Source organism: Nocardia sp. NPDC056611 (assembly GCF_042792755.1).
GTDB lineage: Bacteria > Actinomycetota > Actinomycetes > Mycobacteriales > Mycobacteriaceae > Nocardia.
Genome location: NZ_JBHTVV010000008.1, coordinates 1 through 21,452, shown reverse-complemented (window position 1 = coordinate 21,452; position 21,452 = coordinate 1). Strand labels below are relative to the sequence as shown.

Below are 21,452 nucleotides of genomic sequence, written 5' to 3'. Positions count from 1 at the left end.
AAGAAATCTGAGAGAGGACTAGATCAAAGTGGCAGAGCGGTACGATATTGCGGCGCCCATCTACGACCGGACCGCGTGGGTCCTGTCGCTCGGCGGCATCGACAAGCTGCACCCGGCCCTGGTCGCCGGACTGGACCTGTCCGGTAAGACGGTGGCCGATCTCGGATGCGGTACCGGACTTGCCTTCCCGGCGCTGATCGAGGCGATCGGCCCGTCGGGCCGGGTCGTCGGGTTGGACAATAACGCGGCCATTCTCGCCAAGGCGGAGAAGCGGGTCGTGGCGAACGGGTGGAACAACGTCAAGCTCGTGGTCGACGACATCGCGACCACGCCGCTGCTGCGTGACGTCGATGTGGTCTTCAGCTGCATCGCGATGAGCTGTGTTCCGGACCCGTCGCAGAAGCTGGCGGAACTGCTCGCGAACCTGAAGCCGGGCACCACTGTTCGCATCATCGATGCGCTGCCGCGGACCGGTGGATTCGGGTACCCCGCCATCAATGGCTACAACTTCCTGAAGTCCTTCATCGTGGGCTCGCACTACAAGAAGCTCGAGCCGTTCGAGCGGGTCTTCCGTGACGGGCTCGGCGACGTCGTCGTCGACAGCGTGCACGGCGGCATGTATACGCGGCTCACCGGCGTGAAACGTGCCTAGTGTCCGGGAACTGACCGTCGAACACGGAACGAAGAAGTTCGGCGACCATCTCGTGCTGGACAGCGTGGACATCGAGGTCGAGCGCGGTGAGTTTCTCGCCGTGCTCGGCCCGAGCGGCAGCGGAAAGTCCACGCTCCTGCGGGTTGTGGCCGGGCTGGAGAGTTTGACCTCGGGGACTGTGAGCTGGAGCGCGGACGGCGGTCGTCCGCGCACCGGGGTGGTGTTTCAGCAATCCCTGCTGCTGCCGTGGCTCACCGTCATCGAGAACATCTCGCTGGCAAAACGATTCACCGCTCATCGCGACGGGTTCGACGGTGCGTATCCGATGACGCTGTTGCGGCGATTCGGGTTGGACGGCCTGGCCGGCCGCTATCCGGACGAGTTGTCGGGCGGCCAGGCGCAGCGCGTGGCGGTGCTGCGGGCGGCCGCGACCCGGCCGCGGCTGCTCCTGCTCGACGAGCCGTTCAGTGCCCTGGACCCGGCGACTCGAATCGATCTGCAGCAGTGGCTTTCCGAGCTCGTCGCCGAACTCGCGGCCACGGTCGTGCTCATCACGCATGACGTGGAGGAGGCGATCGCGCTGTCGGATCGGATCGTGCTGCTCGATCACGGCCGGATCCGCCGGGAATGGCGGGACGTGCGGACCGGCGGCGATACTCCGGCGCTGCGTGACGACATCCTCCAGCAGTACCACCCGGACGAGGTTGCGGTTCCTTGACAGATATTTCGAGACGGTACCTGCTGGCCGGGGCGACGGGACTCACCGTCGCCGCCGGGCTGTTCGGTACGGCGGACCTCGCCCGCAGCGCGGCGACCGCGGGGCGGCGGCACGAGGATGCGCTGCGCATCGGTTATCTGCCGATCACCGATGCGGCGCCCTTGCTGATCGCGCACTCGGCGGGCCTCTACTCCTCCGGGGTGAGCGGTGGTAAGCCCGTGTTGTTCCGAAGCTGGGCCGGGCTGGCGGAGGCGTTCGTCTCCCGGCAGATCGACGTCGCCCATCTGCTGATGCCGATGGCCCTGCAACTCCAGCGCGTGCTGGGGGCCGGGGTGCGAGTGCTGGGCTGGAATCACACCAACGGCTCGGCACTCACTGTCGCACCGGACATCACGGATCTGGAACAGCTGGTGGGAAGCCAGGTCGCGATCCCGTTCTGGTGGTCGATTCACAATATCGTCCTCCAGCAACTGCTGCGGGCGCACGACATCACGCCGGTGGTCCGGCGCAGTGCCTCGCGAGCCGAACGCACCGTCGAACTCATTGTCATGAGTCCGTCGGACATGGTTCCCGCCCTGGCGAATCGGTCGATCGCGGGGTACGCGGTGGCCGACCCGTTCAATGCCATCGCGCAGATCAAGAAGATCGGGCGAATCCACACCTTCCTGGGCGACGTGTGGCGTGACCACGCCTGCTGTGTCCTGGTCACCAGAGAGGACGTGATCGCGGAGCGGCGGGCCGCGGTGCAGGCGGTGACGGATGCGGTGGTTTCCGCGCAAGCGCAGATCAGTGCGGACCGGAATCGGGCTGCCGGAGCGTTGACCTCCGGCAGCTACCTTCCCCAGCCCCTGCCGGCGGTGCGCACCGCGCTCACCTACCCCGCACCGCCCTACCCATTGCGGCATCCCGACTGGTCACCGCACCTGGTGGGATTCCAGCCGTACCCCTATCCCAGCTTCACCCGGAAGCTCGTCGAGGCCATGCACGACACGGTGGTCGACGGGGACCGCCGCTTTCTGGACGACCTGGATCCGAACACGGTGCACCGGGCGCTGGTGGACGACACCTTCGTGCTGAATTCGATTGCCGCGCACGGAGGACCACAGGCCTTGGGGCTACCCGCCGACCTCGTGAGAGCTGAACAGGTGGAACTGCTGTGACTTCGACCCTCGTTTCCTCCGATACCACCGTCCGCGTGGCATCCCGATCGGCCTTCGCCAAGGCGTGGCCCGCGGTGGCGGCCATCATCGTCACGGTCTTGCTCTGGTGGCTGGCGACATCGGTGCTGTCGGCGGAGCATTCGCTGCTGCGTCAGACCGCCCCGCAACGGGTGTTGCCCGCGATCGTCGATCTGTATCGGCGCGGCGTGCTGGTATCGGATGCGGCAATCAGCCTGTGGCGCTTGATCATCGGGTTGGCCATCGCCACGGTGATCGGCGTGCCGATGGGTCTGCTGATCGGACTGAACACCCGGATCGAACAGGCGTCGACGCCGGTGGTGCAGTTCCTGCGCATGATCTCTCCGCTGTCGTGGACGCCGATCGCGGTGGCGCTGTTCGGGATCGGCAATCAGCCGGTCTACTTCCTGGTCGCGGCCGCGGCCGTGTGGCCCATCCTGCTGAACACCGTGTCCGGGGTGCACGCGATCGATCGCGGCTTCCTGGACGTGGCCCGGTCCTTTCACGCGACGCGCGTGGAGCAACTGCGCGTCGTGATCATTCCGGCCGTGCGCGATCACGTCCGCACCGGCCTGCGCCTGGGGCTCGGCACCGCCTGGATCGTGCTGGTTCCCGCGGAGATGCTGGGTGTGCGGTCGGGGCTGGGCTACCAGATCCTCAATGCCCGAGATCAGCTGGCCTACAACCAGGTTGTGGCCATCATTCTCGTGATCGGCGTGCTCGGGTCCGCGGTGGATCTCGTGGCGAGCCGCCTGCCCGGGCGGACCTTCAACAATCGCGCAGTCGCATGAAACCGATGAGTAAAGGGTGATGATGTCCGAAGTACGCGCGGCGTCCGATCGTCGCTGGTGGGCGTTGCTGGTGTTGTCCATCGCGCAATTGCTCGTGGTCCTGGACGCGACGATCGTGACCATCTCGCTGCCCTACGCGCAGGCCGACCTCGGCATCCGGGACGCCGACAAGCAGTGGGTGTTCACCGCCTACACGCTGATGTTCGGTGGCCTGCTGCTGCTGGGCGGTCGCCTGGCGGACTATGTCGGACGCCGGCGAATCTTCCTGATCGGCCTGGTCGGATTCGCGGCGGCCTCGGTGCTGGCCGGTGCGGCGATGAGTCCCGGCATGCTGTTCGCCGGACGGGCGCTGCAGGGTCTGTTCGCGGCCTTGCTGGCGCCCTCGGCGCTGTCGCTGGTGTCGGTGACATTCACCGCGGCACAGGAGCGGGCCAAGGCTTTCGCGGTGTTCGGCGGCGTATCCGGAGCGGGATTCGCGGTCGGGCTCATCGGTGGTGGAGCATTGACGGAGTACGCGTCTTGGCGCTGGTGCCTGCTGGTGAACATTCCCATCGCGCTGGCCACCGCGGCGGCGGCCGTGCTGGTCGTCGTCCGGGACGTGCCCGTGCGGCGGGCGGGCGGTTACGACCTGCCCGGCGTGGTCGTCGTGACCGCGGGACTGGCGAGCGTCGTGTACGGGTTCAACCGTGCGGCGCAAGCCGGTTGGGGCGCGGGCGGCACCGTCGCACTGCTGGTGGTCGGTGTGCTCTTGCTCTTGGCCTTCGTCGCCATCGAGGCCAGGGTCACCAATCCACTACTGCCCCTCCGTATTCCGGGTGAAATCAACCGGGGCGGGTCATTTCTGGTCGCGCTCCTGGTTCCGGTCGCCATGTACGCGGTCTTCCTGTTCCTGAGCTACTACTTCCAACAGACGCTGGGCTATTCGCCGCTGAAGGCCGGAATCGCGTTCCTGCCCTTCCCGTTCGGCATCGTCCTCTCCGCCGGAGTCGCCAGCAAGCTGCTACCCAAGGTCGGACCCCGGGTACTGATGCTCGCCGGCGCCCAACTCGGCGCGGGCGGCCTGATCTACCTGGCCCAGCTGCGCGTCGGCCAACCCTACTGGGCGGCAGTGCTTCCCGCCGAGATCATCATCGCGCTCGGCATGGCCCAGATCTTCGTGGCCATGCAGGCCACCGCGCTCTACGCGATCGACGACAGCGACGCCGGCGTGGCCAGCGGCCTGTTGAACGCGGTCCAGCAAATCGGCGCCTCGATCGGAACCGCCCTGCTCACCACGATCGCGGTACAGGTCTCGACCCGCTACGCCCAGAGCCACCCCTTCACCCCGGACCTCCCTGCCCGCGCGGCGATCCACAGCTACGACGTCGGATTCTATTGGGGCGCGGGGTTCTTCGTGATCGCGGCAATCGTGGTCGCACTGACGATCCGAGTCCGAAAGCTGGACCCGGTCACCGACCCGGACCGGGCGGCGACCATGCCGGCATAGCCGGTCCACCACCGATGAACCCGGGCGACTTCCCCGACGATGAATTCGGGGGAGTCGCCCCCGTCCTGGCACCATCCCCTCGAAGCCCCCGAACCCGCCACCCGCTGACTCCGATTCCGGCAATATTCGCTGGATCTCGTGCGTTGTACCCCCTACCGTGTTCGAGTCCACGGATCAGCACCACTGGGGGGAAACCCATGAAGACCGCACCGCCGGGCAAGCCCGCCCCGGCCGCTGCCGCCGAGCGGGCCGAGCGCCCGGATCTCACCGCGTGGCGGCAGCGCCACGAGCTCCGCAGATCCAATGCGTCCCAGCCGATTCCGAGCGGCCGCCGCTACCGGCGCACCACCAAGCATCGCGATCGTTCCCGTGACGATTAGCTGATCATTTGACGCCGCCGCTCGAGCATGCCGAGAGCGTGCTGCTGCCCGACTGACAGGCGAAGCGCCGCACGGCGTCCTGGTTGCGCCGGATGAACGCCTCGGGCGAGTTGTTGTCGATGATGGGGATGGTGACGGTGTGGGTTCGGCTGCCCTGCGTGACGGTGATCGTGTTCGAGCCCGCCGTATCGGGAATCCACTGGTAGACCAGAAAGCCGAGCCCCGGGGTGCCCCCGCTGGGCGCGGGCAGGGCGGTCACCATGGTCTTGCCGTTGATGACGATCGAGACGGGCGTCGTCACGTCGTTCACCTCGACGTCGATTTCGCATTTCAGTGTGGTCGCCTGGCAGGCGAGCGGGTCGGCGCCGGCGCCGGCGCCGAACCAGATCGGGATGGTGTCCGGGGCGGCCGTGGCCGACCCGGTGGAAAGCCCTACCGCCGCGGCCGCGAGCGCGGCCCCCAGCGCGGCGTGGTGACCGATCTTCGTGATGTTCATGGGCGAGAAGTATTTTTGAATAACCATTGTTCCACAAGGACTTTCGGGGACCCAGGTTTTCGGGGGATCGCTCACCCGCCCGCGGTGCGATGCCGGGTGTAGTGTCCGCTGCAGCCCGGATGACACACCAGGGGGAGCCATGCGGATACAGACCGATCATCCGATCGTCGATGCCGTGCTCGACCGGCACCGCGACCAGCTCGGCGCGTCGCTCCCCGCCTACCGCAATCACGTGCTGCGCAGCCTGAACTATCAGCGGCTGCTGCTGGGGGAGCCGGTCCCCGATGTCGCGGCTCTGGCGTGGGCCGTGCACGACCTCGGCGTCTGGACCGCGGGGACCTGGGACTATCTCGCCCCCTCGGCCGACCTGGCCACCGCGCACGCCGCCGATTTCGGGATCACCGATGTCGGCACCGCGCGCCGCCTGGTCCTCGACCATCACCGGCTCCGGGCCGTCGACGACCGCCTCGTCGAGACCTTCCGCATCGCTGACCGGATCGACGCCAGTCACGGCCTGCTCCGGCGTCCGCTGGCCCGCGCCGACGTCGAATCCGTTGTGGCCCAACTCCCTTACGAGGGGTTCCACGCCTTCCTGGCGCGCCGGGGTGTCGCGTACGCCGTCACCCATCCGCTGCGCCCGCTGCCCATGGTGCGGTGGTAGCCCGATCAGCGGATGGCGCCGGGGTCAGCGATGTCGAGATCTTGGTGCGGGCCAGCGTAAGGGGCGGCGGCTCAGTTGTAGTCGGTGACGAAGCCGAAGGTGAAGTGGTGTCCCTTGGAGGTGCAGGAGATCGCGCCGCGGAAGCCGCTGCCGCTGCAGGTCGCGCCACCGTAGGACAGGGTGGCGTCGGGGCCGTAGGGGGAATTCGAGCCGGGGGTGGGGCCGCCGCCGGAGAGGGCGGGACTGCCGGAACGGCCGTGCACGCCGATGGGGCCGATCGCGGGGTGGGCGGGCAGGAAGGCGGCGTCGATGGAGAGGTTGGTGACGGGCAGGCCGTACCAGCGCAGATCGTAACCGGTGGCGTCGCAGCCGACGTCCCCGTTGGGCTTGATGGCGCAACTGGCGAGGTTGCCGTAGCTGAAGTACACCGTGTCGCCCACGAGGTAGGCGTTCGGATCGGCCACCACGGCCTCGGCGGACGCGACCGCGGATCCCGAGATCGACACGGCGGCCGCGGTCAGGGCGGCGCCGGCGAGGGCGGTTCCGATGCGCACGGATGCGGACATGGCACTCCTTCGATAGTGATCTTGGTTGTTCATTCCACTATCGGGCGCAGCGCTTTTCGGGTTACCCCGGCCGCCGCCACCAAAAATGGGGGCCTCAGGCCGGCGGGCGGAAGGTCGCGAACTCGTCGGTCACCCGGATCTCGGAGTCGGTGAAGCGGTAGACCGCGGCCGGACGGCCGCCGGTCCGGCCGGGGGAGGCGGTCTCGCCGGTGGGCGTGATCACCTTGCGGCGGGTCAGAACGCGCTGCAGATTCGTGGTGTCCACGTCGTATCCCAATGCCGCGCAGTAGATTTCGCGCAGCGTGGACATGGTGAAGGTGGCGGGCGCGAGCGCGAAGGCGATATTGGTGTAGGAGAGCTTGGCGGCCAGCCGGTTTCGCGCGTGCCGCACGACCGTGCCGTGGTCGAAGGACATGGTCGGCAGGTTCGAGACCGGATGCCAGCGGGTGTCGGGCGGCAGCACCGGTTCGGCGGTCAGCGGCACCAGCCCCAGGTACGCCGAGGCGATGCGGCGGTCGCCGGGCACCCGGTCGGGATCGCTGAACACCCACACCTGTTCCAGATGGGTCAGCTCGCGCACATCGACCTTCTCGGCGAGCTGCCGCGCGGCCGAGGCGTCGAGGTCCTCGCCGTCGCGCAACCGGCCGCCGGGAAGTGACCAGGTGTCCTTGGCGGGGTCGAGGGCGCGCTCCCACAACAGCACCGCGAGTTCGGTGCGCTGCCCGGGCGGGCACCGATCCGTGACCGCGCTGCGCCGGTCCCTAGCGCTCTCACCTGCACTGATGATTTCCGGGAAGCGACGAACCTGGAACACGGCGGTGAGCGTTTCGTGGATGGTGCTACGATGGGCCACGTTTTCGATTCTAAGTCGAAAACCGTGTGGATGCGAATCGGCGAAGTTGCCGGGCGCATGAGAGAAGGAGCCATGCCATGGCTGCAGCAGTGGGCACGCTGACCGAGCGCATCGCCGACGGGCCGTCGGGGTACACCGGCGTCGACGCCACCCCCGACTGGGCGGCGGAGATCAAGCGGCTGGCGCGCGAGCGCAATGCCACCATCCTGGCGCACAACTACCAGCTGCCGGAGATCCAGGACATCGCCGACCACGTGGGCGACTCCCTGGCCCTGTCCCGGATCGCCGCGGAGGCGCCCGAGGACACCATCGTCTTCTGCGGTGTGCACTTCATGGCCGAGACCGCCAAGATCCTCAGCCCGGAGAAGACGGTCCTCATCCCGGACGAGCGGGCGGGCTGCTCGCTGGCCGACTCCATCACCGCCGACGAACTGCGCGCCTGGAAGGCCGAGTACCCGGACGCGCTGGTGGTCTCCTACGTGAACACCACCGCCGCGGTGAAGGCCCTGACCGACATCTGTTGCACCTCCTCCAACGCCGTCGACGTGGTCGCCTCCATCGACCCCGACCGCGAGGTGCTGTTCCTGCCGGACCAGTTCCTGGGCGCGCACGTCAAGCGCGTGACCGGCCGCGAGAACATGCACATCTGGATGGGCGAGTGCCACGTGCACGCGGGCATCAACGGCGACGAGCTCAACGAGCAGGCGCGCACCCACCCCGACGCCGAGCTGTTCGTGCACCCCGAATGCGGTTGCGCCACTTCGGCTCTCTATCTGGCGGGCGCGGGTGAGTTCCCGGCCGACCGGGTGCACATCCTGTCCACCGGCGGCATGATCGACGCCGCCAAGGCCGCCAAGTCCAGCCAGGTGCTGGTCGCCACCGAGGTCGGCATGCTGCACCAGCTGCGCAAGGCCGCCCCCGGCATCGACTTCCAGGCCGTCAACGACCGCGCGTCCTGCAAGTACATGAAGATGATCACCCCCGCCGCCCTGCTCCGCTGCCTGGTGGAGAACCGCGACGAGGTCCACGTCGATCCCGAAACCGCCGCCCTGGCCCGCAATTCGGTGCAGCGCATGATCGAGATCGGCAACCCGGGCGGCGGCGAGTAGCCACGCCCGCCCCGTCGGGGGAGGGATGAGCAATGGTGAACACATCGATTTCGGTCACCTGGGAAGCCGAGGCCGACCTCGTCGTGGTGGGTGGTGGCGTGGCCGGGCTGACCGCCGCGCGCACCGCCTCCCGGCACGGGCTGCGGGTGCTGACCCTGAGCAAGGGCGGACCCACCGACACCTCGACGCAGTACGCGCAGGGCGGGATCGCGGTGGTCGCGCCACACGGGGATTCGGTGGAATCCCATGTGCACGACACCGTGGTCGCCGGGGCCGGACTGTGTGACGTCGAGGCGGTGCGGTCCATCGTCGAGGGCGGTCAGCAGGCGGTCGACGCGCTGACCGACCTGGGCGCGGTCTTCGACCTGGGACGCGACGGCGAGGTGTCGCGCACCCGCGAGGGCGGGCACAGCACCCGCCGCATCATCCACGCGGGCGGCGACGCCACCGGTGCGGAGGTGCAGCGGGCCCTGAACGCCGCCGGACTGCCGGTGATCTTCGGGGCCGCCGTCCTCGACATCGTCACCGGACCCGAGGGCGTGCGCGGCGTGATCGCGCTGTCGGACCAGGGCTTCGGCATCGTGCACACGCCCGCGGTCCTGCTCGCCACCGGCGGCCTCGGCCAGCTCTACGCGTGCAGCACCAACCCCGCGGGCGCGACCGCCGACGGCATCGCGCTGGCGCTGCGGGCCGGAGCGCTGGTCTCGGATCTGGAGTTCCTGCAGTTCCATCCGACCGTGCTGTTCACCCCCGGCGGTCTCGGCCGCCGCCCGCTGATCAGCGAGGCGGTGCGCGGCGAGGGCGCGACACTGGTCGACTCCCAGGGCAATTCGGTGACCGCGGGCGTGCACCCGCGCGGCGACCTGGCCCCGCGCGATGTGGTCTCGCGTGCCATCGCGGCCCGCATGCAGGAGCTCGGCGCCGACCACGTCTACCTCGACGCCCGCGCGATCGACGGCTTCGCGCAACGCTTCCCGAACATCACGGCCTCCTGCCTGGCCGCGGGCATCGACCCCACCGCCGACCTGATCCCGGTCGCCCCCGCCGCTCACTACCAGTGCGGCGGCGTCCTCACCGACACCTCCGGCCGCACCACCGTCCCGGGCCTCTACGCCGCGGGCGAGGTGGCCCGCACGGGTCTGCACGGCGCGAATCGCCTGGCCTCCAACAGCCTGCTGGAGGGCCTGGTGATCGGCGAACGGGCGGGCGCGGCGGCCGCGGAACGCGAGGGTATGGCCGAACCGATCACCGAGGTCGGCCCGCTGCGGTTCCCGCACGCGGACCGGAAGCTCTTGCAGGAGCTGATGACCGAGCACGCCGCCGTGGTCCGCGACGGCGACGGCCTGCGCGCCGCCATCCTGCGTCTGGTCGGCCTGATCGCAGGCAACGACGCCCCCGAGATCACCGTCGAATGGGCGCTGAACCGCCCCGCGACCGCGCCGGACGGCGCCGATTCGGCGGCCACCGTCCTCCGCGAGCTCGAGGATTCGGCGCTCACCCTGACCGCCCGGGCGCTGCTCGTCGCGGCGGCGGCGCGCACCGAGAGCCGCGGCTGCCACACCCGCTCCGACTATCCGGAACCGCGAGAGGAGTTGCGGCGCAGCACCACCGTGCGCCTCGGCTCCGACGGACGGCCCAAGCTGGTCACCGATGGCGCGCCGACCCCCTCGTGGGACGAGGTCGCCGTCCCGGCCGCGTCGTGAACCACGCCGGAGCACCGGGTCCGACAACCGCCGCCGCGAACAACACTGCCGCTCCGGGCGATAGGACCCGGCGCGGAGGACAACGCATCGATCTAGGAGTGCAGTAATGGCTCTCGACGCCGGACTGGACCGCGACGAAATGCTCGCGCTCATCCGCACCGCCCTCGATGAGGATCTGCGGTACGGGCCCGACATCACCACCCTGGCGACGGTGCCCGCCGACGCGATCGCCAAGGCGGGCATGGCTTCCCGGCAGCCGGGAACCGTCGCGGGGCTCGACGTCGGGCTGCTGGTGCTCGACGAGGTGCTGGGGGCGGGCAACTACGAGGTGACCGGGCGGGTGCCGGACGGCACCCGGGTTCAGCCGGGCGACACCGTGCTGAGCCTGGTCGCGCCGACGCGCGGGCTGCTCACCGCCGAACGCACGCTGCTGAATCTGGTGTGCCACCTGTCCGGCATCGCCACCGCGACCGCCCAGTGGGTCGACGCCGTCGAGGGCACCGAATGCCGGATCCGCGACAGCCGCAAGACCTTGCCGGGTCTGCGCGCACTGCAGAAGTACGCGGTGCGGGTCGGCGGCGGGGTGAACCACCGTATGGGTCTCGGCGACGCCGCGCTGATCAAGGACAATCACGTGGTGGCCGCGGGCTCGGTGGTCGCCGCGCTGCGCGCCGTGCGGGAGCTGGACCCGGACATCGAGTGCGAGGTCGAGGTGGACAGCCTCGAACAGCTCGACGCCGTGCTCGCCGAGGACGTGGAACTGGTACTGCTGGACAACTTCCCGCTGTGGGCCACCCAGGCGGCGGTGCAGCGCCGCAACACCCGGTCGCCGCGCACCAAACTCGAGTCCTCGGGCGGGCTTTCGCTGGACATGGCCGCCGACTACGCGCGCACCGGCGTCGACTACCTGGCCGTGGGCGCGCTCACCCACTCGGTCCGGGTGCTCGATCTCGGACTGGACATGTAGCGCGGAAACCGTTGCGTCGACGCGGCCCCGGGGTGCTGTTCGCCCGGGGCCGCGTCGCTGCTCGGAGCCGGTTCAGGCCCGGGGAAGGGGCGGGTCGACGAGCCAGCCGATGCCCCCGCAGCCGGTGCACAGGATGACCGAACCCGCCTCGGAATAGCCTGCGGCCCCGGTGCCTTCGCACCATCCGCAGTACCGCCAGCCCCGATTCGGGTGGACGGTGTCGAGCAGGATATTGAGAAACCCTTGGATCGCCATGCAGAGTGGATCCCCTCGCTGGGCAGCAAACGATCCAAGAATGCGGGACGGCTCCGGGCAATGTCCAGCAAAAGCCAGGGGGGCTTTACACACCGAATTCGCGCGGGTCCACCCGCAGCACCTGACATGCCTCGCGAATCACCGTGGCCGCGTGTGCTCCGAGTTCGCCATCGGTTCGCCCCACCGTCAATCCGATGCGCAGCACGGCGGCGGCCTGGTCGGGAAACTCGGTGGCCTTGGCGATCTGGGCCATCACGTAGGCGTGGCCGAACGCCGGATCCATGATGAGCCGGGCGCAGTTGTCCTCGAACCGGTTGCGCAGGTCCTCGGCGGGCCGGCGGCCGAGAACCTCGTGCTCCCCGGCCATCTGCGCGACCCGCATCCGGGCCGCCGGATCGATGCGGCCGTCGGTCGCGGACAATACCGCGCACATGCCCAGCGCCGCATCGCGGAAGGCATCACCCCACTGCTCCTCGCGCCCTCCCGGCAGCCCCGTGAGATGCGGTGCGGGCCGTGCGTCCGAGGATCCGGCGGGCGCGGCGGCGGCCGGATCGGTGCGCGGGGCAGCCGGGGAGACCAGCCGATTCGAGAACGCCATGACACACACTCCGAAGAAATGCCGAACCCGTGGACCTCCCGCGTTCGCGGAGTGAACCAAAGGTTCAGCCGGGCCCGGATCGTGCGAACAACATCGTCGACAGTAACAGTCCACCGAGGCGGGGCCCGCAGAAATTCTCCGAATACTCGCGCACAGCAACCGCGTTCGGCGCGCCCGTGATCATCGGGCGCGCCGCGCGCGGGGGCCGGACGGTCAGGCGGACAGTTCGCGTTCGAGCGGCGTGCGGAAGCGAGGGATCGGGCGGACCTCGCCGTACCAGCCGCGCAGCCGGTCCGCCTCGGCGGCGATGGCGCGCTCGGCGGCGGCGCCGACATCCTCGAGCAGCCGCCAGGCGATGTCGCCGTCCGGTCGCTGCGCCCAGCCGCCGACGATGCGGCCGTCCCACCACACCGACGGGCCGATATTGCCGTTGCGGTCGAACAGGGCGGGCTGATGCGGTCCCAGATACCAGTCGCGCGATTGCCAGCCCATCGGCGTGGGATCCAGCGCGGGCAGCAACGCCGCCCACGGTTCCGGGGCGGGCGTGAGTTCCAGATCGTCGGCCAGCACCAGGCCGGTCTCCCCGCCCAGGTCCACCTCGACCGTGTCCACCAGCGCCAGCGCCTTGCGGACTTCGCCCAGGGTCCAGCCGGTCCACCATTTGAGATCGCTCACCGGCGCGGGACCGAAGGCGCGCAACCACTTCCGGACCAGCTCGGCGCGAGCTTCCTCGACCGGCATGACCGCGATCCCGTCGGGCAGCCAGGATTCGATGGGCGCCCAGGTGTATTGGCTGCTGGACCAGGTTCCATTGGGACGGCCGCGCACGATCCGGCCCTCGCAACCGAGCGTGACCAGCACCCAGGTGGTGATATTGGTGGGCTTGGAGTACGGCTTGCCCGGCGCGGTGTCCACCTGGGTCCGCAGCTCGGACACCTCCTTGCTCAGCTGCGCTCCTGTCGCCGCGCCGCGGGCCAGCAAGGCGTCGTGCGTCTTCGACTCGACCGCGTTCCACCACGTCACGACATTGCCGGGCACCGCGCCGGACTGTTCGAGATAGCGCCCGTAGGTCTTGCGCTGCTTGTGCGCCAGCGCGTCGGCGACCGCGGCCTGCAGCACCGGCACCAGATCGATGGGCGCGACGAACATGGTGCGCCGCATGGCCAGCATGCGCAGCAGGGTCCGGTCGTCGTAGAGCGCTTTCTCCACGTGGCCGGTCTCCAGGTCCGCCGAGCGCGCCGCGACGGACAGGTACACGGTGGCCGGGTCGGTCGCGTGCAAGACGACCAGGGACCGCACGATCGACTCGACCGTCTCGCCGCGCTCCGTCGACGCCAGCCGGTGCCGCACCCCGAGTCGAGCCCGCCGCTCCGCGGCATCCATCGAACGCATGGTCGAATCCTAGCCGCCGGCAGCCTGATTCGGGCACACCCCGCCACATCGGTTCCGGCGCGCCGACCGGCCCGGCGTGGGTTCCCGACCGGACCGACCGGACGTGCGACGATGCCGGACGTGCGTGCTCAACGGCGAGGGTTGCGGGTAATCGGTGCGGTCGCGGGCGTGGTGGCGGCGGTGATGGTCGGGCTACCGGGAATCGCGGGCGCGGCCGACGACGGCGTGTCCATGCGGCCGATCAGCCTCACCGTCGACGGCGAGACCGCCACCGGCCGCGTCTACGAACCCGAGGGCGGGGCCCGGGCGCTCATCGTGGCGGTGCACGGCCACGACGGCAGCGCGAGCGACTTCCCCGACTACATGGCCTCGATCGTCGAGAACACCGGCGCCGCCCTGCTCACCATGGACCAGCGCTCCGGCAACAGCCCGTGGCGTACGGGGGAGTGGAACGTGTGGGCGGGCTGGCGCGACACTGTCGCCGCCACCCAGTGGTATCGCGGCGAACACCCCGGCCTCGGCCCCACCGTGCTGTGGGGCTGGAGTCAGGGCGGCGTCACCAGCGGGCTGGCCGCCGCCTACGCCCCGCCCGGCACCTACGACTACTGGGTCGACACCTTCGGCCACGCCGGGGATCTCACCGCCTGGCTGGAAGCCGGCCTGGCCGGCAAGCAACTGCGGCCGGAGATCGAACGCGATGCGGGCGGCTGTATTCCGCTGACCTGCCCGCAGGCCTACATCGATCGCTCCCCGGTACTGATGCCCGGCCGCATCGACGTCAAGCGGGCGATCCTGGTGCACGGCACCGCGGATACGGTGGTGCCCTACATCAGTTCGGTGGAGATGCGCGCCGCGCTGACGCTCGCGGGCAAGCGGGTGTCCATGTACACCGTCGTCAGCGGCCGCGATCTCGACGGCCGCGTCGTGCCCGGCGAACACGGCATCAATCCGGTGTTCTTCGAATCCGGTTGCGCCGTCATGCGACTGCTGCAGGGCACCGAACCCCTCGGTGGCGATCACGACTACACGATCGACGTCGGCGCGGGAGTCAACACCGCTCCACCGGCCCCGGCGAACGCCAAATGCGCCGCCTGACAACCGGTCCCGCGCGCGAGCGGTCACCGCGCCCGCCGTCGCGCCCCGCGCGCGCCGACCGCCGTGCCACACGATCGCGCGCCGAACACTAGGCTCGGGCCCGGCATCGGCAGGGCGAGACGGGATGAAGCGCAATGAAAGTCGTGGTGGCGGGAGCGACAGGGGCGATCGGGCGGCCATTGGTGATGGCGCTGCGCGCCCGCGGACACCAGGTGTACGCGCTCACCCGCGACGGCCGCGGCGCGGAAGTCGCGCGGACGCTGGGGGCCACCCCGCTGGTCGCCAATGTGATGGACCGCTCGGAGCTGTTGCGCGCCACCGAGCGGCTCACCGCCGACGCGGTCATCCACGAGCTCACCGCCTACCGGAACTCGCCGCCCACCCACTACCACTCGCCGGGCCTGCTGCGCACCAACGCCTTACGCGAGACCGGCGGCAAGCACCTGGTGGAACTGGCCCAGCGCGCGGGCGCGCGCCGGTACCTGACGCAATCGGTGATCTTCGGCTACGGCATGCGCGACCACGGCCCGCGGCCGGTGACCGAGCAGGATCCCTTCGGCCGCATCCCCGGCGACGTCAACGACGGCCTCATCGGCGCGCTGCACGAGGCCGAATGCCACGCCTGGCGGGCGCCGGGCATCGACGGAATCGCGCTGCGCTACGGCGTCTTCTACGGACCCGGCGCGTCCGCGTCCTTCACCCGCGCCCTGCGGCGGCGACTGTTCCCGCTGCCCAGCACGACCACCGGGCACACCGGCTTCGTGCACGTCGAGGACGCCGCGGCCGCGACCGTGGCCGCCCTCGAACGCGGCGTTCCCGGCCATGCGTACAACATCGTGGACGACGAGCCCGCCACCTGGGAGGCCATGTTCGACGCCGCCGCCGAGGCCGTCGGCGCGCGCCCGCCGCTGCGGGTGCCCCCGCGCCTGATGCGCATCACCTCCCCGCTGACGGCGGCCCAGATGCTGGACTTCTCCCTCCGCCCGTCCAATGCCAAGGCCCGGGCCGAACTGCGCTGGGCGCCGCGCTATCCGAGTTACCGCGAGGGCCTGCGCACCCTCGCGCGCGTCCACGCCTGACCCGGCGGACCGGTCGCGTCGGAACACAGCCGCGCCCACTACCGTTGATCACCTCGGAAGACCGATGATCCACGCGAATCGGGCGCGAAGGAAGGCAGTGATGAACACACCGGCGGACCCCACCTACACCTGGCTGGGCGCGGAGCTCGACCTCGACGCCTACCTGGACCGGATCGGATTCACCGGTGCGCGCACGCCCACCCTGGAGACCCTGCGCGCCCTGGTGCGCGCCCACACCACCACGATCCCGTTCGAGAACCTCGAGATCATCCTCGGCCGTGGCATCCCCCTGGAATCGGAAGCGCTGCAGGACAAGCTGATCCGGCGGCGGCGCGGCGGCTACTGCTACGAGAACGTCGGACTGTTCGCGGCCGCGCTGGAGCGGCTCGGCTTCGAATTCACCGCCATGTCCGGCCGGGTCACCCTCGGCGCGACCGGCCTGCGCCCGGCCACCCACGCGCTGCTGCGGGTCGAGGCCGCCGACGACGACCGGCTGTGGCTGTGTGACGTCGGTTTCGGCTGGGGTCCCCTGGAACCGATCGAACTGGCCCCCGACCGCGGTGAATTCGCTGCGGGCGCATGGCGTTTCCGGCTGGAGCGGACCACCGACGCGGTCGGCGGCGAGCTGTGGACGCTGTACCAGTTCGGGAAGGACGGCTGGGTGGACCGGCACACCTTCGCCATCACCCCGCAATACCGCGTCGATTTCGCGGTCGGGAACCACTACGTGTCCACCGCGGCGCGTTCGCCGTTCACCCTGCGGCCCTTCGTGCAGCGCTTCCTGCCCGATGTGCACCACCAGATCGACGGCACCACCTGGACCACGCACCATCCCGATGGCTCGGAGGAGGTGCGCGAGCTCGAGGTCGCCGAGCTGCCCAAGGTGCTCGCGGAGGTCTTCGATATCGAGCTCGATGCCGCCGACGCCGCCCGGTTGGTTCGCGCGGAGTGGCCCGCGGCGGTGAAAAGTAGCTGAACTCGGTTGGTGTGTGGGAGCAAACACGCACCAAACCGATCGGTCTATGTCTGGTCATGTATGGGTCGCTACCAGCACATACGTCAGCGGGGTCACGCGCCGGTCGCTGACGGGCGGCGCAGATCTCATCGAGATCTCCGCCATATCTCACGCTGACGTCGGCGATCCGCGCGTCGCCCGCTACACTCATGCGGGGAAACGCGCGGGCAACCGCATTGTCACAGTCATCTCGAAGAACCTCGGAGTAGTGCCATCGAAACCGGCCAAGTGATCGCAGGGCATTACCGCCTGGTCGAACGGATTGGTAGCGGCGGCACAGGTGTCGTCTGGCGAGCCGTCGACCAGCGGCTGGAGCGATCCGTCGCGATCAAGCAGATCCTCACCCAGCCGAGCCTGTCGGATGCGGACAAGGACATCGTCAAGCAGCGTGCCGCGCGCGAGGCGCGCAACGCGGCCCGCTTCCAGCATCCGAACGCCATCGTCGTCTTCGACATCACCGAGCACGAGGGCGACCCGTGCTTGATCATGGAGTACCTGCCCTCGCAGAGCCTCGCCGTGGTGCTGTCCGCGCAGGGCACGCTGCCGCTGCCGCAGTGCGCGCGCATCGGCGAACAGGTGGCTTCCGCGCTGATCGCCGCGCACCGCGCCGGCATCGTGCACCGTGACGTCAAGCCCGGCAACATCCTGCTCGGCGACAACGGCGCGGTGAAGATCACCGACTTCGGCATCGCCAAGTCCAAGGGCGACGTCACCCTCACCGCCACCGGGCTCATCTCCGGCACCGCCGCCTACCTCGCCCCCGAGGTCGCTCGCGGCGCCGAACCGACCCCGGCCGCCGACGTCTTCGCCCTGGGCGCCACGCTCTTCCACGCGCTGGAAGGCGAACCGCCCTACGGCACCAACCCGAATCCGCTGGCACTGCTCTACGCCGCGGCCAACGGCCAGATCAGCGAGCCGCGCAATGCCGGGCCGCTGTCGGACCTGCTGCTCAGCCTGCTCAGCTTCGAGCCGGAGGACCGGCCGAGCATGCTCGACGTGCGCGACATCATGGCGGAATTCGCCGAGGTCGGCCCGGACGCCGAGGCCGCCCGGGTGTTCGCCGGCCGCCGCTCCGGCCCGGTCACCCCGCAGGGCGGCACCGCGCCGCGCCAGCAGACCCGGCAGATGGAACGCCGTTCGTCGGCCAACGCCGACATCCCGACCGGCGCCATGAGCCAGGCCCAGCTGCTCGAGACCCCGCCGCCGCGGCCGGTGCCCAACGGCGGCCCGCCGACCCGCAATCACCCCGCGCCGGAACCGGATTCGGAGCCGGGCGGCAAGAAGAAGCTGGTGTGGATCCTGCTGGCCGCGGTCGTCGTGGTGGCCGGCGGCATCGTCTACGGCATGATGAGCGACTCCGGCTCGGGCGACTCGCCCGGTGCGGGCGGGACCACCACCTCGGTGAAGGCCTCGACCTCGGCCAGCTCCACCAAGGGCACGCCCTCGGGCCTGGGCCAGACCAAGAGCGCCTCGACCGTGAGCGTGGGCAATGGCGCGGACGCCGTGGACAAGTTCTACGACGCCCTCACCTCGCAGCGGTACCAGGAGGCGTGGACCCGGCTCACCCCGGCCGCGCAGCAGGTGTACGGCAGTGCGTCGGCGTTCCAGACCTACTGGACGAACAACCCGGTCAGCCGCTACTCGACCATCGAGGGCGCGCGTGGCACCGACAGCAACAATCCCGATGGCTCCGTGGACATCTCGCTGGCCAGCCTGAGCACCAAGAACAGCGGCAGCAAGTCGGTGACGCTGCGGGTCGTCGACAGCGGCGGCTCGCTGCTGATCGACAGCGACACCAAGTAGCCCGATCGCTCGAACCGCCTGCGCCGCACCGGATCACCGGTGCGGCGCAGTGCTTTCCGGAGGTCGTGCCCGGGTCGGCTAGTGCTGTGTGGCCGGATCCGCGGCGAGCGAAGCCAGCAGGCGCAGGGCGTCGGCGCTGGGGGAGCCCGGCTCGACGTGATGGGCGACCAGGGCCTGATCGGGATCGTCGGGCAGGCGCAGGGTTTCGTAGCCCAGATCGAGGCGGCCCACGATCGGATGCCGGTAGATGTGGCGGCCGTGCGTCTTGTCCTTGAGCTCGTGGCGCTCCCACAGGGCGGCGAATTCCGGGCTCGCGGAGTTCATTTCGTCGATCAGCGCGGTGATGCGGGGGTCGCCGGGATTGCGGGCGGCGTCCACTCGCAGATACGCCACGGTGTCAGCGGCTTTGTCGTCCCAGTCCTCGTAGAGGTCTTTCGCGCCCTCGTCCAGGAACACCAGGTGCAGGAAGTCGCGCTGCTCGGGGGCGATCGCGCCGAAATCACCGATCAGGGCCGCCGCCAGGCGATTCCACGCCAGCACGCTCACCCCGCGGCCCACGATGTAGGCGGGCACGTCGTGCGCGGCGTCGAGCAGCCGCCGCAGACCCGGGCGCACCCGCTGCGCGGCGGGCGGCTCCTCACCCGACCACGGGCGGGCCAGCAGATAGAGGTGATCACGCTCGACCTGATTCAAGCGCAGCGCCCGCGCCACCGCGTCCAGCACCGACTCCGAGAACTGCAGACTGCGTCCCTGCTCCAGGCGCACATAATGATCCACGCTCACCCCGGCCAGCAGCGCCAACTCCTCGCGCCGCAGCCCCGGCACCCGGCGGCGCGCCCCGTGCGAGACCAGGCCCACCTCCTCCGGGCGCAGCCGGGCGCGACGGGAGCGCAGGAATTCACCGAGTTCGGCGCGACGGTCCAGGGTCATGGAACCAGGTAACCACGCGGGCCCCGGGTTTCATCCTGGTCATCGCGTGCCCAGGCAGACGCCGCACTGTCTGCCGCTGCCGGATCGGGCGACTGTAGTGCTCAGCGCCGCACACCACGGCGGACACCGACTCCCGAGGAGCACAGCATGACCTCCCTTCCCACCCGTCAGCTCGGGACCACCGACATGCGCATCAGCCGGATCGGCTTCGGCGCGTGGGCACTCGGCGGCGCGGGCTGGCGCTACGCCTGGGGCGCGCAGGACGACGCCGGATCGATCGCCACCCTGCACCGCGCCCTCGACGCGGGCGTGAACTGGATCGACACCGCCGCCGTCTACGGGCTCGGCCACTCCGAGGAAGTGGTCGGCAAGGCGATCGGCGACCTGCCCGAAGCCGACCGGCCCTTCGTCTTCACCAAGGCGGGACTGGTCTGGGACGACAACGACCGCGCCGCCGCGCCCCGGCGGATCATGGCCGCCGCCAGCGTGCGTCGCGAGATCGAGGACTCGCTGCGGCGACTGGACGTCGAACGCATCGACCTCTACCAGGTGCACTGGCCCGACACCGGTGCCTCCCTGGACTTCTCGGACCCGGACGGCGTGGACGACGCCGTGGTCACCCCGCTGCACGAGTACTGGCAGACCATGGCCGACCTGGTCACCGAGGGCAAGGTCCGCGCCATCGGCCTGTCCAACCACGACGTCGGACAGCTCGAAATCGCCGAATCCATCGCCCACGTCGACGCCATCCAGCCCCAGTTCTCCCTGATCAAGCGCGCCGCCGCGGGCGAATTGGCGTGGGCCGCAGCCCATCACACCGGCGGCATCGTCTACCAGCCGCAGCACTCCGGCCTGCTGACCGGCGCCTTCTCCGCCGAACGCGTCGCGAACCTGCCCGACGACGACTGGCGCAAGGGCTTCCCCGAGTTCACCACCGACCTCGACCGCAACCTCGCCCTGGTCGAGGCGCTGCGCCCCCTCGCCGCCGCCCACCACACCACCGTCGGCGCCCTCGCCATCGCCTGGACCCTGACCTGGCCCGGCGTCACCGGTGCGATCGTCGGCGCTCGCACCCCCGACCAGATCGACGGCTGGATCGACGCCGCCACACTGGAACTGACCTCCGCCGACCTCGACGCCATCGCCACCGCCCTGCGCACCACCGGCGCGGGCGACGGCCCGATCACCCACTGACCCCACGATCACTGACCCCACCACCAAGACCCACACCGACCCCGAGGAGCTCCCCATGACCCTGCACGTCGTCGCCGAGCTGCGCGTCACCGCCGGAAACGAAGACCGCCTGCGCACCGCCCTGGAAGCCATGATCGAACCGTCCCTGGCCGAACCCGGCTGCCTGTCCTACCAGCCCTTCACCAACCCCAACGACCCCGCCCACATGGTCGTGGTCGAGGAATGGCAGGACGCCGACGCCCTCGAGAAGCACTTCGCCACCGAGCACTTCCAGCACGTGGCGGGCGTTCTGGAGGGCATCCTCGCCGAGCCCATGATCATCCGCCGCCTCGTCGCCGAATAGCCCCTGCGTCGGCCGTGTCCCCGCGCCCCACCGCGGGGCACGGCCGTGGAGGCCGCATCGGCTAGCGAGCCCACATCTCGGGAGAATGCCCTCTAATGGCTCCCCTCTATGTCAAGACGTCCGAATGGGTGCGGGGTTAACCTGTGTGGTGGGTCCGGGATGTGGCTTGTCCGAAGTACCGGTGTGTG

The 21,452-nt window shown here is 69.9% G+C and carries 23 protein-coding genes; 16 read left to right on the top strand and 7 right to left on the bottom strand.

Annotated features, from left to right (window positions below; all coding sequences use genetic code 11):
* Nucleotides 1-28: 28 nt before the first annotated feature.
* From ACFRAQ_RS32000 to ACFRAQ_RS31975, 6 genes are all read left to right on the top strand, one after another.
* A complete protein-coding gene (locus ACFRAQ_RS32000) occupies nucleotides 29-652 on the top strand; it encodes a class I SAM-dependent methyltransferase (protein ID WP_379106330.1) in 624 nt (207 codons plus the stop codon).
* A 52-nt stretch (nucleotides 653-704) separates the two neighbouring features.
* Complete coding sequence (locus ACFRAQ_RS31995; RefSeq protein WP_379106641.1) at nucleotides 705-1,370, top strand: ABC transporter ATP-binding protein; 666 nt, start codon at nucleotides 705-707, stop codon at nucleotides 1,368-1,370.
* The gene (locus ACFRAQ_RS31990; RefSeq protein WP_379106327.1) at nucleotides 1,367-2,530 is read left to right on the top strand and encodes an ABC transporter substrate-binding protein; all 1,164 of its coding nucleotides are present in this window, start codon (nucleotides 1,367-1,369) and stop codon (nucleotides 2,528-2,530) included. Before ACFRAQ_RS31995 ends, ACFRAQ_RS31990 begins: the two co-directional genes overlap by 4 nt.
* A 35-nt stretch (nucleotides 2,531-2,565) precedes the next feature.
* Nucleotides 2,566-3,339, top strand: coding sequence for an ABC transporter permease (locus ACFRAQ_RS31985; RefSeq protein WP_379106324.1), 774 nt, complete (start codon nucleotides 2,566-2,568; stop codon nucleotides 3,337-3,339).
* Between the two features lie 22 nt (nucleotides 3,340-3,361).
* On the top strand, nucleotides 3,362-4,825 hold the full coding sequence (locus tag ACFRAQ_RS31980; protein WP_379106322.1) for an MFS transporter: 1,464 nt from the start codon (nucleotides 3,362-3,364) through the stop codon (nucleotides 4,823-4,825).
* A 197-nt stretch (nucleotides 4,826-5,022) separates the two neighbouring features.
* A complete protein-coding gene (locus ACFRAQ_RS31975; RefSeq protein WP_379106319.1) occupies nucleotides 5,023-5,205 on the top strand; it encodes a hypothetical protein in 183 nt (60 codons plus the stop codon).
* Nucleotides 5,206-5,209: 4 nt separating this feature from the next.
* On the opposite strand, the gene ACFRAQ_RS31970 is transcribed toward ACFRAQ_RS31975, so the two are convergent.
* Nucleotides 5,210-5,701 (bottom strand): hypothetical protein, encoded by a 492-nt coding sequence (locus ACFRAQ_RS31970; RefSeq protein ID WP_379106316.1) that lies wholly within the window; start codon nucleotides 5,699-5,701, stop codon nucleotides 5,210-5,212.
* A gap of 139 nt (nucleotides 5,702-5,840) precedes the next feature.
* Between ACFRAQ_RS31970 and ACFRAQ_RS31965 the strand changes: the two genes are divergently transcribed.
* A complete protein-coding gene (locus ACFRAQ_RS31965) occupies nucleotides 5,841-6,362 on the top strand; it encodes a hypothetical protein (protein ID WP_379106314.1) in 522 nt (173 codons plus the stop codon).
* 71 nt (nucleotides 6,363-6,433) lie between these two features.
* On the opposite strand, the gene ACFRAQ_RS31960 is transcribed toward ACFRAQ_RS31965, so the two are convergent.
* Both ACFRAQ_RS31960 and ACFRAQ_RS31955 read right to left on the bottom strand, forming a co-directional pair.
* Nucleotides 6,434-6,928: a hypothetical protein gene (locus ACFRAQ_RS31960; protein WP_379106312.1), complete on the bottom strand. Its 495-nt coding sequence runs from the start codon at nucleotides 6,926-6,928 to the stop codon at nucleotides 6,434-6,436.
* 94 nt (nucleotides 6,929-7,022) lie between these two features.
* A complete protein-coding gene (locus ACFRAQ_RS31955) occupies nucleotides 7,023-7,781 on the bottom strand; it encodes an NUDIX domain-containing protein (protein ID WP_379106310.1) in 759 nt (252 codons plus the stop codon).
* A 77-nt stretch (nucleotides 7,782-7,858) separates the two neighbouring features.
* On the opposite strand from ACFRAQ_RS31955, the gene nadA reads away from it, so the two are divergent.
* The 3 genes from nadA to nadC all read left to right on the top strand — a co-directional run bounded on the left by nadA (nucleotide 7,859) and on the right by nadC (nucleotide 11,560).
* Nucleotides 7,859-8,890: a quinolinate synthase NadA gene (gene nadA / locus ACFRAQ_RS31950; RefSeq protein WP_357285739.1), complete on the top strand. Its 1,032-nt coding sequence runs from the start codon at nucleotides 7,859-7,861 to the stop codon at nucleotides 8,888-8,890.
* 32 nt (nucleotides 8,891-8,922) lie between these two features.
* A complete protein-coding gene (locus tag ACFRAQ_RS31945) occupies nucleotides 8,923-10,593 on the top strand; it encodes an L-aspartate oxidase (RefSeq protein WP_379106308.1) in 1,671 nt (556 codons plus the stop codon).
* Nucleotides 10,594-10,699: 106 nt separating this feature from the next.
* Nucleotides 10,700-11,560 (top strand): carboxylating nicotinate-nucleotide diphosphorylase, encoded by an 861-nt coding sequence (gene nadC, locus ACFRAQ_RS31940; protein WP_379106305.1) that lies wholly within the window; start codon nucleotides 10,700-10,702, stop codon nucleotides 11,558-11,560.
* Nucleotides 11,561-11,632: 72 nt separating this feature from the next.
* On the opposite strand, the gene ACFRAQ_RS31935 is transcribed toward nadC, so the two are convergent.
* From ACFRAQ_RS31935 to ACFRAQ_RS31925, 3 genes are all read right to left on the bottom strand, one after another.
* Nucleotides 11,633-11,815, bottom strand: coding sequence for a hypothetical protein (locus tag ACFRAQ_RS31935; protein WP_379106303.1), 183 nt, complete (start codon nucleotides 11,813-11,815; stop codon nucleotides 11,633-11,635).
* An 85-nt stretch (nucleotides 11,816-11,900) separates the two neighbouring features.
* Nucleotides 11,901-12,413, bottom strand: a complete 513-nt coding sequence (locus ACFRAQ_RS31930; RefSeq protein ID WP_379106301.1) for a tellurite resistance TerB family protein — start codon at nucleotides 12,411-12,413, stop codon at nucleotides 11,901-11,903.
* 213 nt (nucleotides 12,414-12,626) lie between these two features.
* Nucleotides 12,627-13,805 carry a winged helix DNA-binding domain-containing protein gene (locus ACFRAQ_RS31925; protein WP_379106299.1) on the bottom strand — a complete coding sequence of 393 codons (1,179 nt, stop codon included), beginning with the start codon at nucleotides 13,803-13,805 and terminating at the stop codon, nucleotides 12,627-12,629.
* Between the two features lie 120 nt (nucleotides 13,806-13,925).
* On the opposite strand from ACFRAQ_RS31925, the gene ACFRAQ_RS31920 reads away from it, so the two are divergent.
* The 4 genes from ACFRAQ_RS31920 (at nucleotide 13,926) to ACFRAQ_RS31905 (ending at nucleotide 18,797) form a co-directional block, all read left to right on the top strand.
* Entirely contained in the window at nucleotides 13,926-14,900 is a 975-nt protein-coding gene (locus ACFRAQ_RS31920; protein ID WP_379106296.1) for an alpha/beta hydrolase family protein, read from the top strand.
* A gap of 134 nt (nucleotides 14,901-15,034) precedes the next feature.
* Complete coding sequence (locus ACFRAQ_RS31915) at nucleotides 15,035-15,979, top strand: NAD-dependent epimerase/dehydratase family protein (protein ID WP_379106293.1); 945 nt, start codon at nucleotides 15,035-15,037, stop codon at nucleotides 15,977-15,979.
* Between the two features lie 100 nt (nucleotides 15,980-16,079).
* A complete protein-coding gene (locus ACFRAQ_RS31910; RefSeq protein WP_379106291.1) occupies nucleotides 16,080-16,955 on the top strand; it encodes an arylamine N-acetyltransferase in 876 nt (291 codons plus the stop codon).
* Between the two features lie 267 nt (nucleotides 16,956-17,222).
* Nucleotides 17,223-18,797: a protein kinase gene (locus ACFRAQ_RS31905; RefSeq protein ID WP_379106289.1), complete on the top strand. Its 1,575-nt coding sequence runs from the start codon at nucleotides 17,223-17,225 to the stop codon at nucleotides 18,795-18,797.
* Between the two features lie 78 nt (nucleotides 18,798-18,875).
* Here ACFRAQ_RS31905 and ACFRAQ_RS31900 read toward each other — a convergent pair whose 3' ends face one another.
* Complete coding sequence (locus ACFRAQ_RS31900) at nucleotides 18,876-19,727, bottom strand: helix-turn-helix transcriptional regulator (RefSeq protein WP_379106286.1); 852 nt, start codon at nucleotides 19,725-19,727, stop codon at nucleotides 18,876-18,878.
* A gap of 147 nt (nucleotides 19,728-19,874) precedes the next feature.
* Between ACFRAQ_RS31900 and ACFRAQ_RS31895 the strand changes: the two genes are divergently transcribed.
* Both ACFRAQ_RS31895 and ACFRAQ_RS31890 read left to right on the top strand, forming a co-directional pair.
* The gene (locus ACFRAQ_RS31895; RefSeq protein WP_379106284.1) at nucleotides 19,875-20,921 is read left to right on the top strand and encodes an aldo/keto reductase; all 1,047 of its coding nucleotides are present in this window, start codon (nucleotides 19,875-19,877) and stop codon (nucleotides 20,919-20,921) included.
* A gap of 55 nt (nucleotides 20,922-20,976) precedes the next feature.
* Nucleotides 20,977-21,264, top strand: a complete 288-nt coding sequence (locus ACFRAQ_RS31890; RefSeq protein ID WP_379106282.1) for a putative quinol monooxygenase — start codon at nucleotides 20,977-20,979, stop codon at nucleotides 21,262-21,264.
* The last annotated feature ends 188 nt before the right edge of the window (nucleotides 21,265-21,452 follow it).

What these genes read in the sequence shown, in the direction of transcription:
- ACFRAQ_RS31980 (WP_379106322.1), top strand. Translation starts at nt 3,362, where the DNA reads ATGTCCGAAGTACGCGCGGCGTCCGATCGTCGCTGGTGGGCGTTGCTG.
- ACFRAQ_RS31975 (WP_379106319.1), top strand. Translation starts at nt 5,023, where the DNA reads ATGAAGACCGCACCGCCGGGCAAGCCCGCCCCGGCCGCTGCCGCCGAG.
- ACFRAQ_RS31970 (WP_379106316.1), bottom strand. Translation starts at nt 5,701, where the DNA reads ATGAACATCACGAAGATCGGTCACCACGCCGCGCTGGGGGCCGCGCTC.
- ACFRAQ_RS31965 (WP_379106314.1), top strand. Translation starts at nt 5,841, where the DNA reads ATGCGGATACAGACCGATCATCCGATCGTCGATGCCGTGCTCGACCGG.
- ACFRAQ_RS31960 (WP_379106312.1), bottom strand. Translation starts at nt 6,928, where the DNA reads ATGTCCGCATCCGTGCGCATCGGAACCGCCCTCGCCGGCGCCGCCCTG.
- nadA (WP_357285739.1), top strand. Translation starts at nt 7,859, where the DNA reads ATGGCTGCAGCAGTGGGCACGCTGACCGAGCGCATCGCCGACGGGCCG.
- ACFRAQ_RS31945 (WP_379106308.1), top strand. Translation starts at nt 8,923, where the DNA reads ATGGTGAACACATCGATTTCGGTCACCTGGGAAGCCGAGGCCGACCTC.
- nadC (WP_379106305.1), top strand. Translation starts at nt 10,700, where the DNA reads ATGGCTCTCGACGCCGGACTGGACCGCGACGAAATGCTCGCGCTCATC.
- ACFRAQ_RS31935 (WP_379106303.1), bottom strand. Translation starts at nt 11,815, where the DNA reads ATGGCGATCCAAGGGTTTCTCAATATCCTGCTCGACACCGTCCACCCG.
- ACFRAQ_RS31930 (WP_379106301.1), bottom strand. Translation starts at nt 12,413, where the DNA reads ATGGCGTTCTCGAATCGGCTGGTCTCCCCGGCTGCCCCGCGCACCGAT.
- ACFRAQ_RS31925 (WP_379106299.1), bottom strand. Translation starts at nt 13,805, where the DNA reads ATGCGTTCGATGGATGCCGCGGAGCGGCGGGCTCGACTCGGGGTGCGG.
- ACFRAQ_RS31915 (WP_379106293.1), top strand. Translation starts at nt 15,035, where the DNA reads ATGAAAGTCGTGGTGGCGGGAGCGACAGGGGCGATCGGGCGGCCATTG.
- ACFRAQ_RS31910 (WP_379106291.1), top strand. Translation starts at nt 16,080, where the DNA reads ATGAACACACCGGCGGACCCCACCTACACCTGGCTGGGCGCGGAGCTC.
- ACFRAQ_RS31900 (WP_379106286.1), bottom strand. Translation starts at nt 19,727, where the DNA reads ATGACCCTGGACCGTCGCGCCGAACTCGGTGAATTCCTGCGCTCCCGT.
- ACFRAQ_RS31895 (WP_379106284.1), top strand. Translation starts at nt 19,875, where the DNA reads ATGACCTCCCTTCCCACCCGTCAGCTCGGGACCACCGACATGCGCATC.
- ACFRAQ_RS31890 (WP_379106282.1), top strand. Translation starts at nt 20,977, where the DNA reads ATGACCCTGCACGTCGTCGCCGAGCTGCGCGTCACCGCCGGAAACGAA.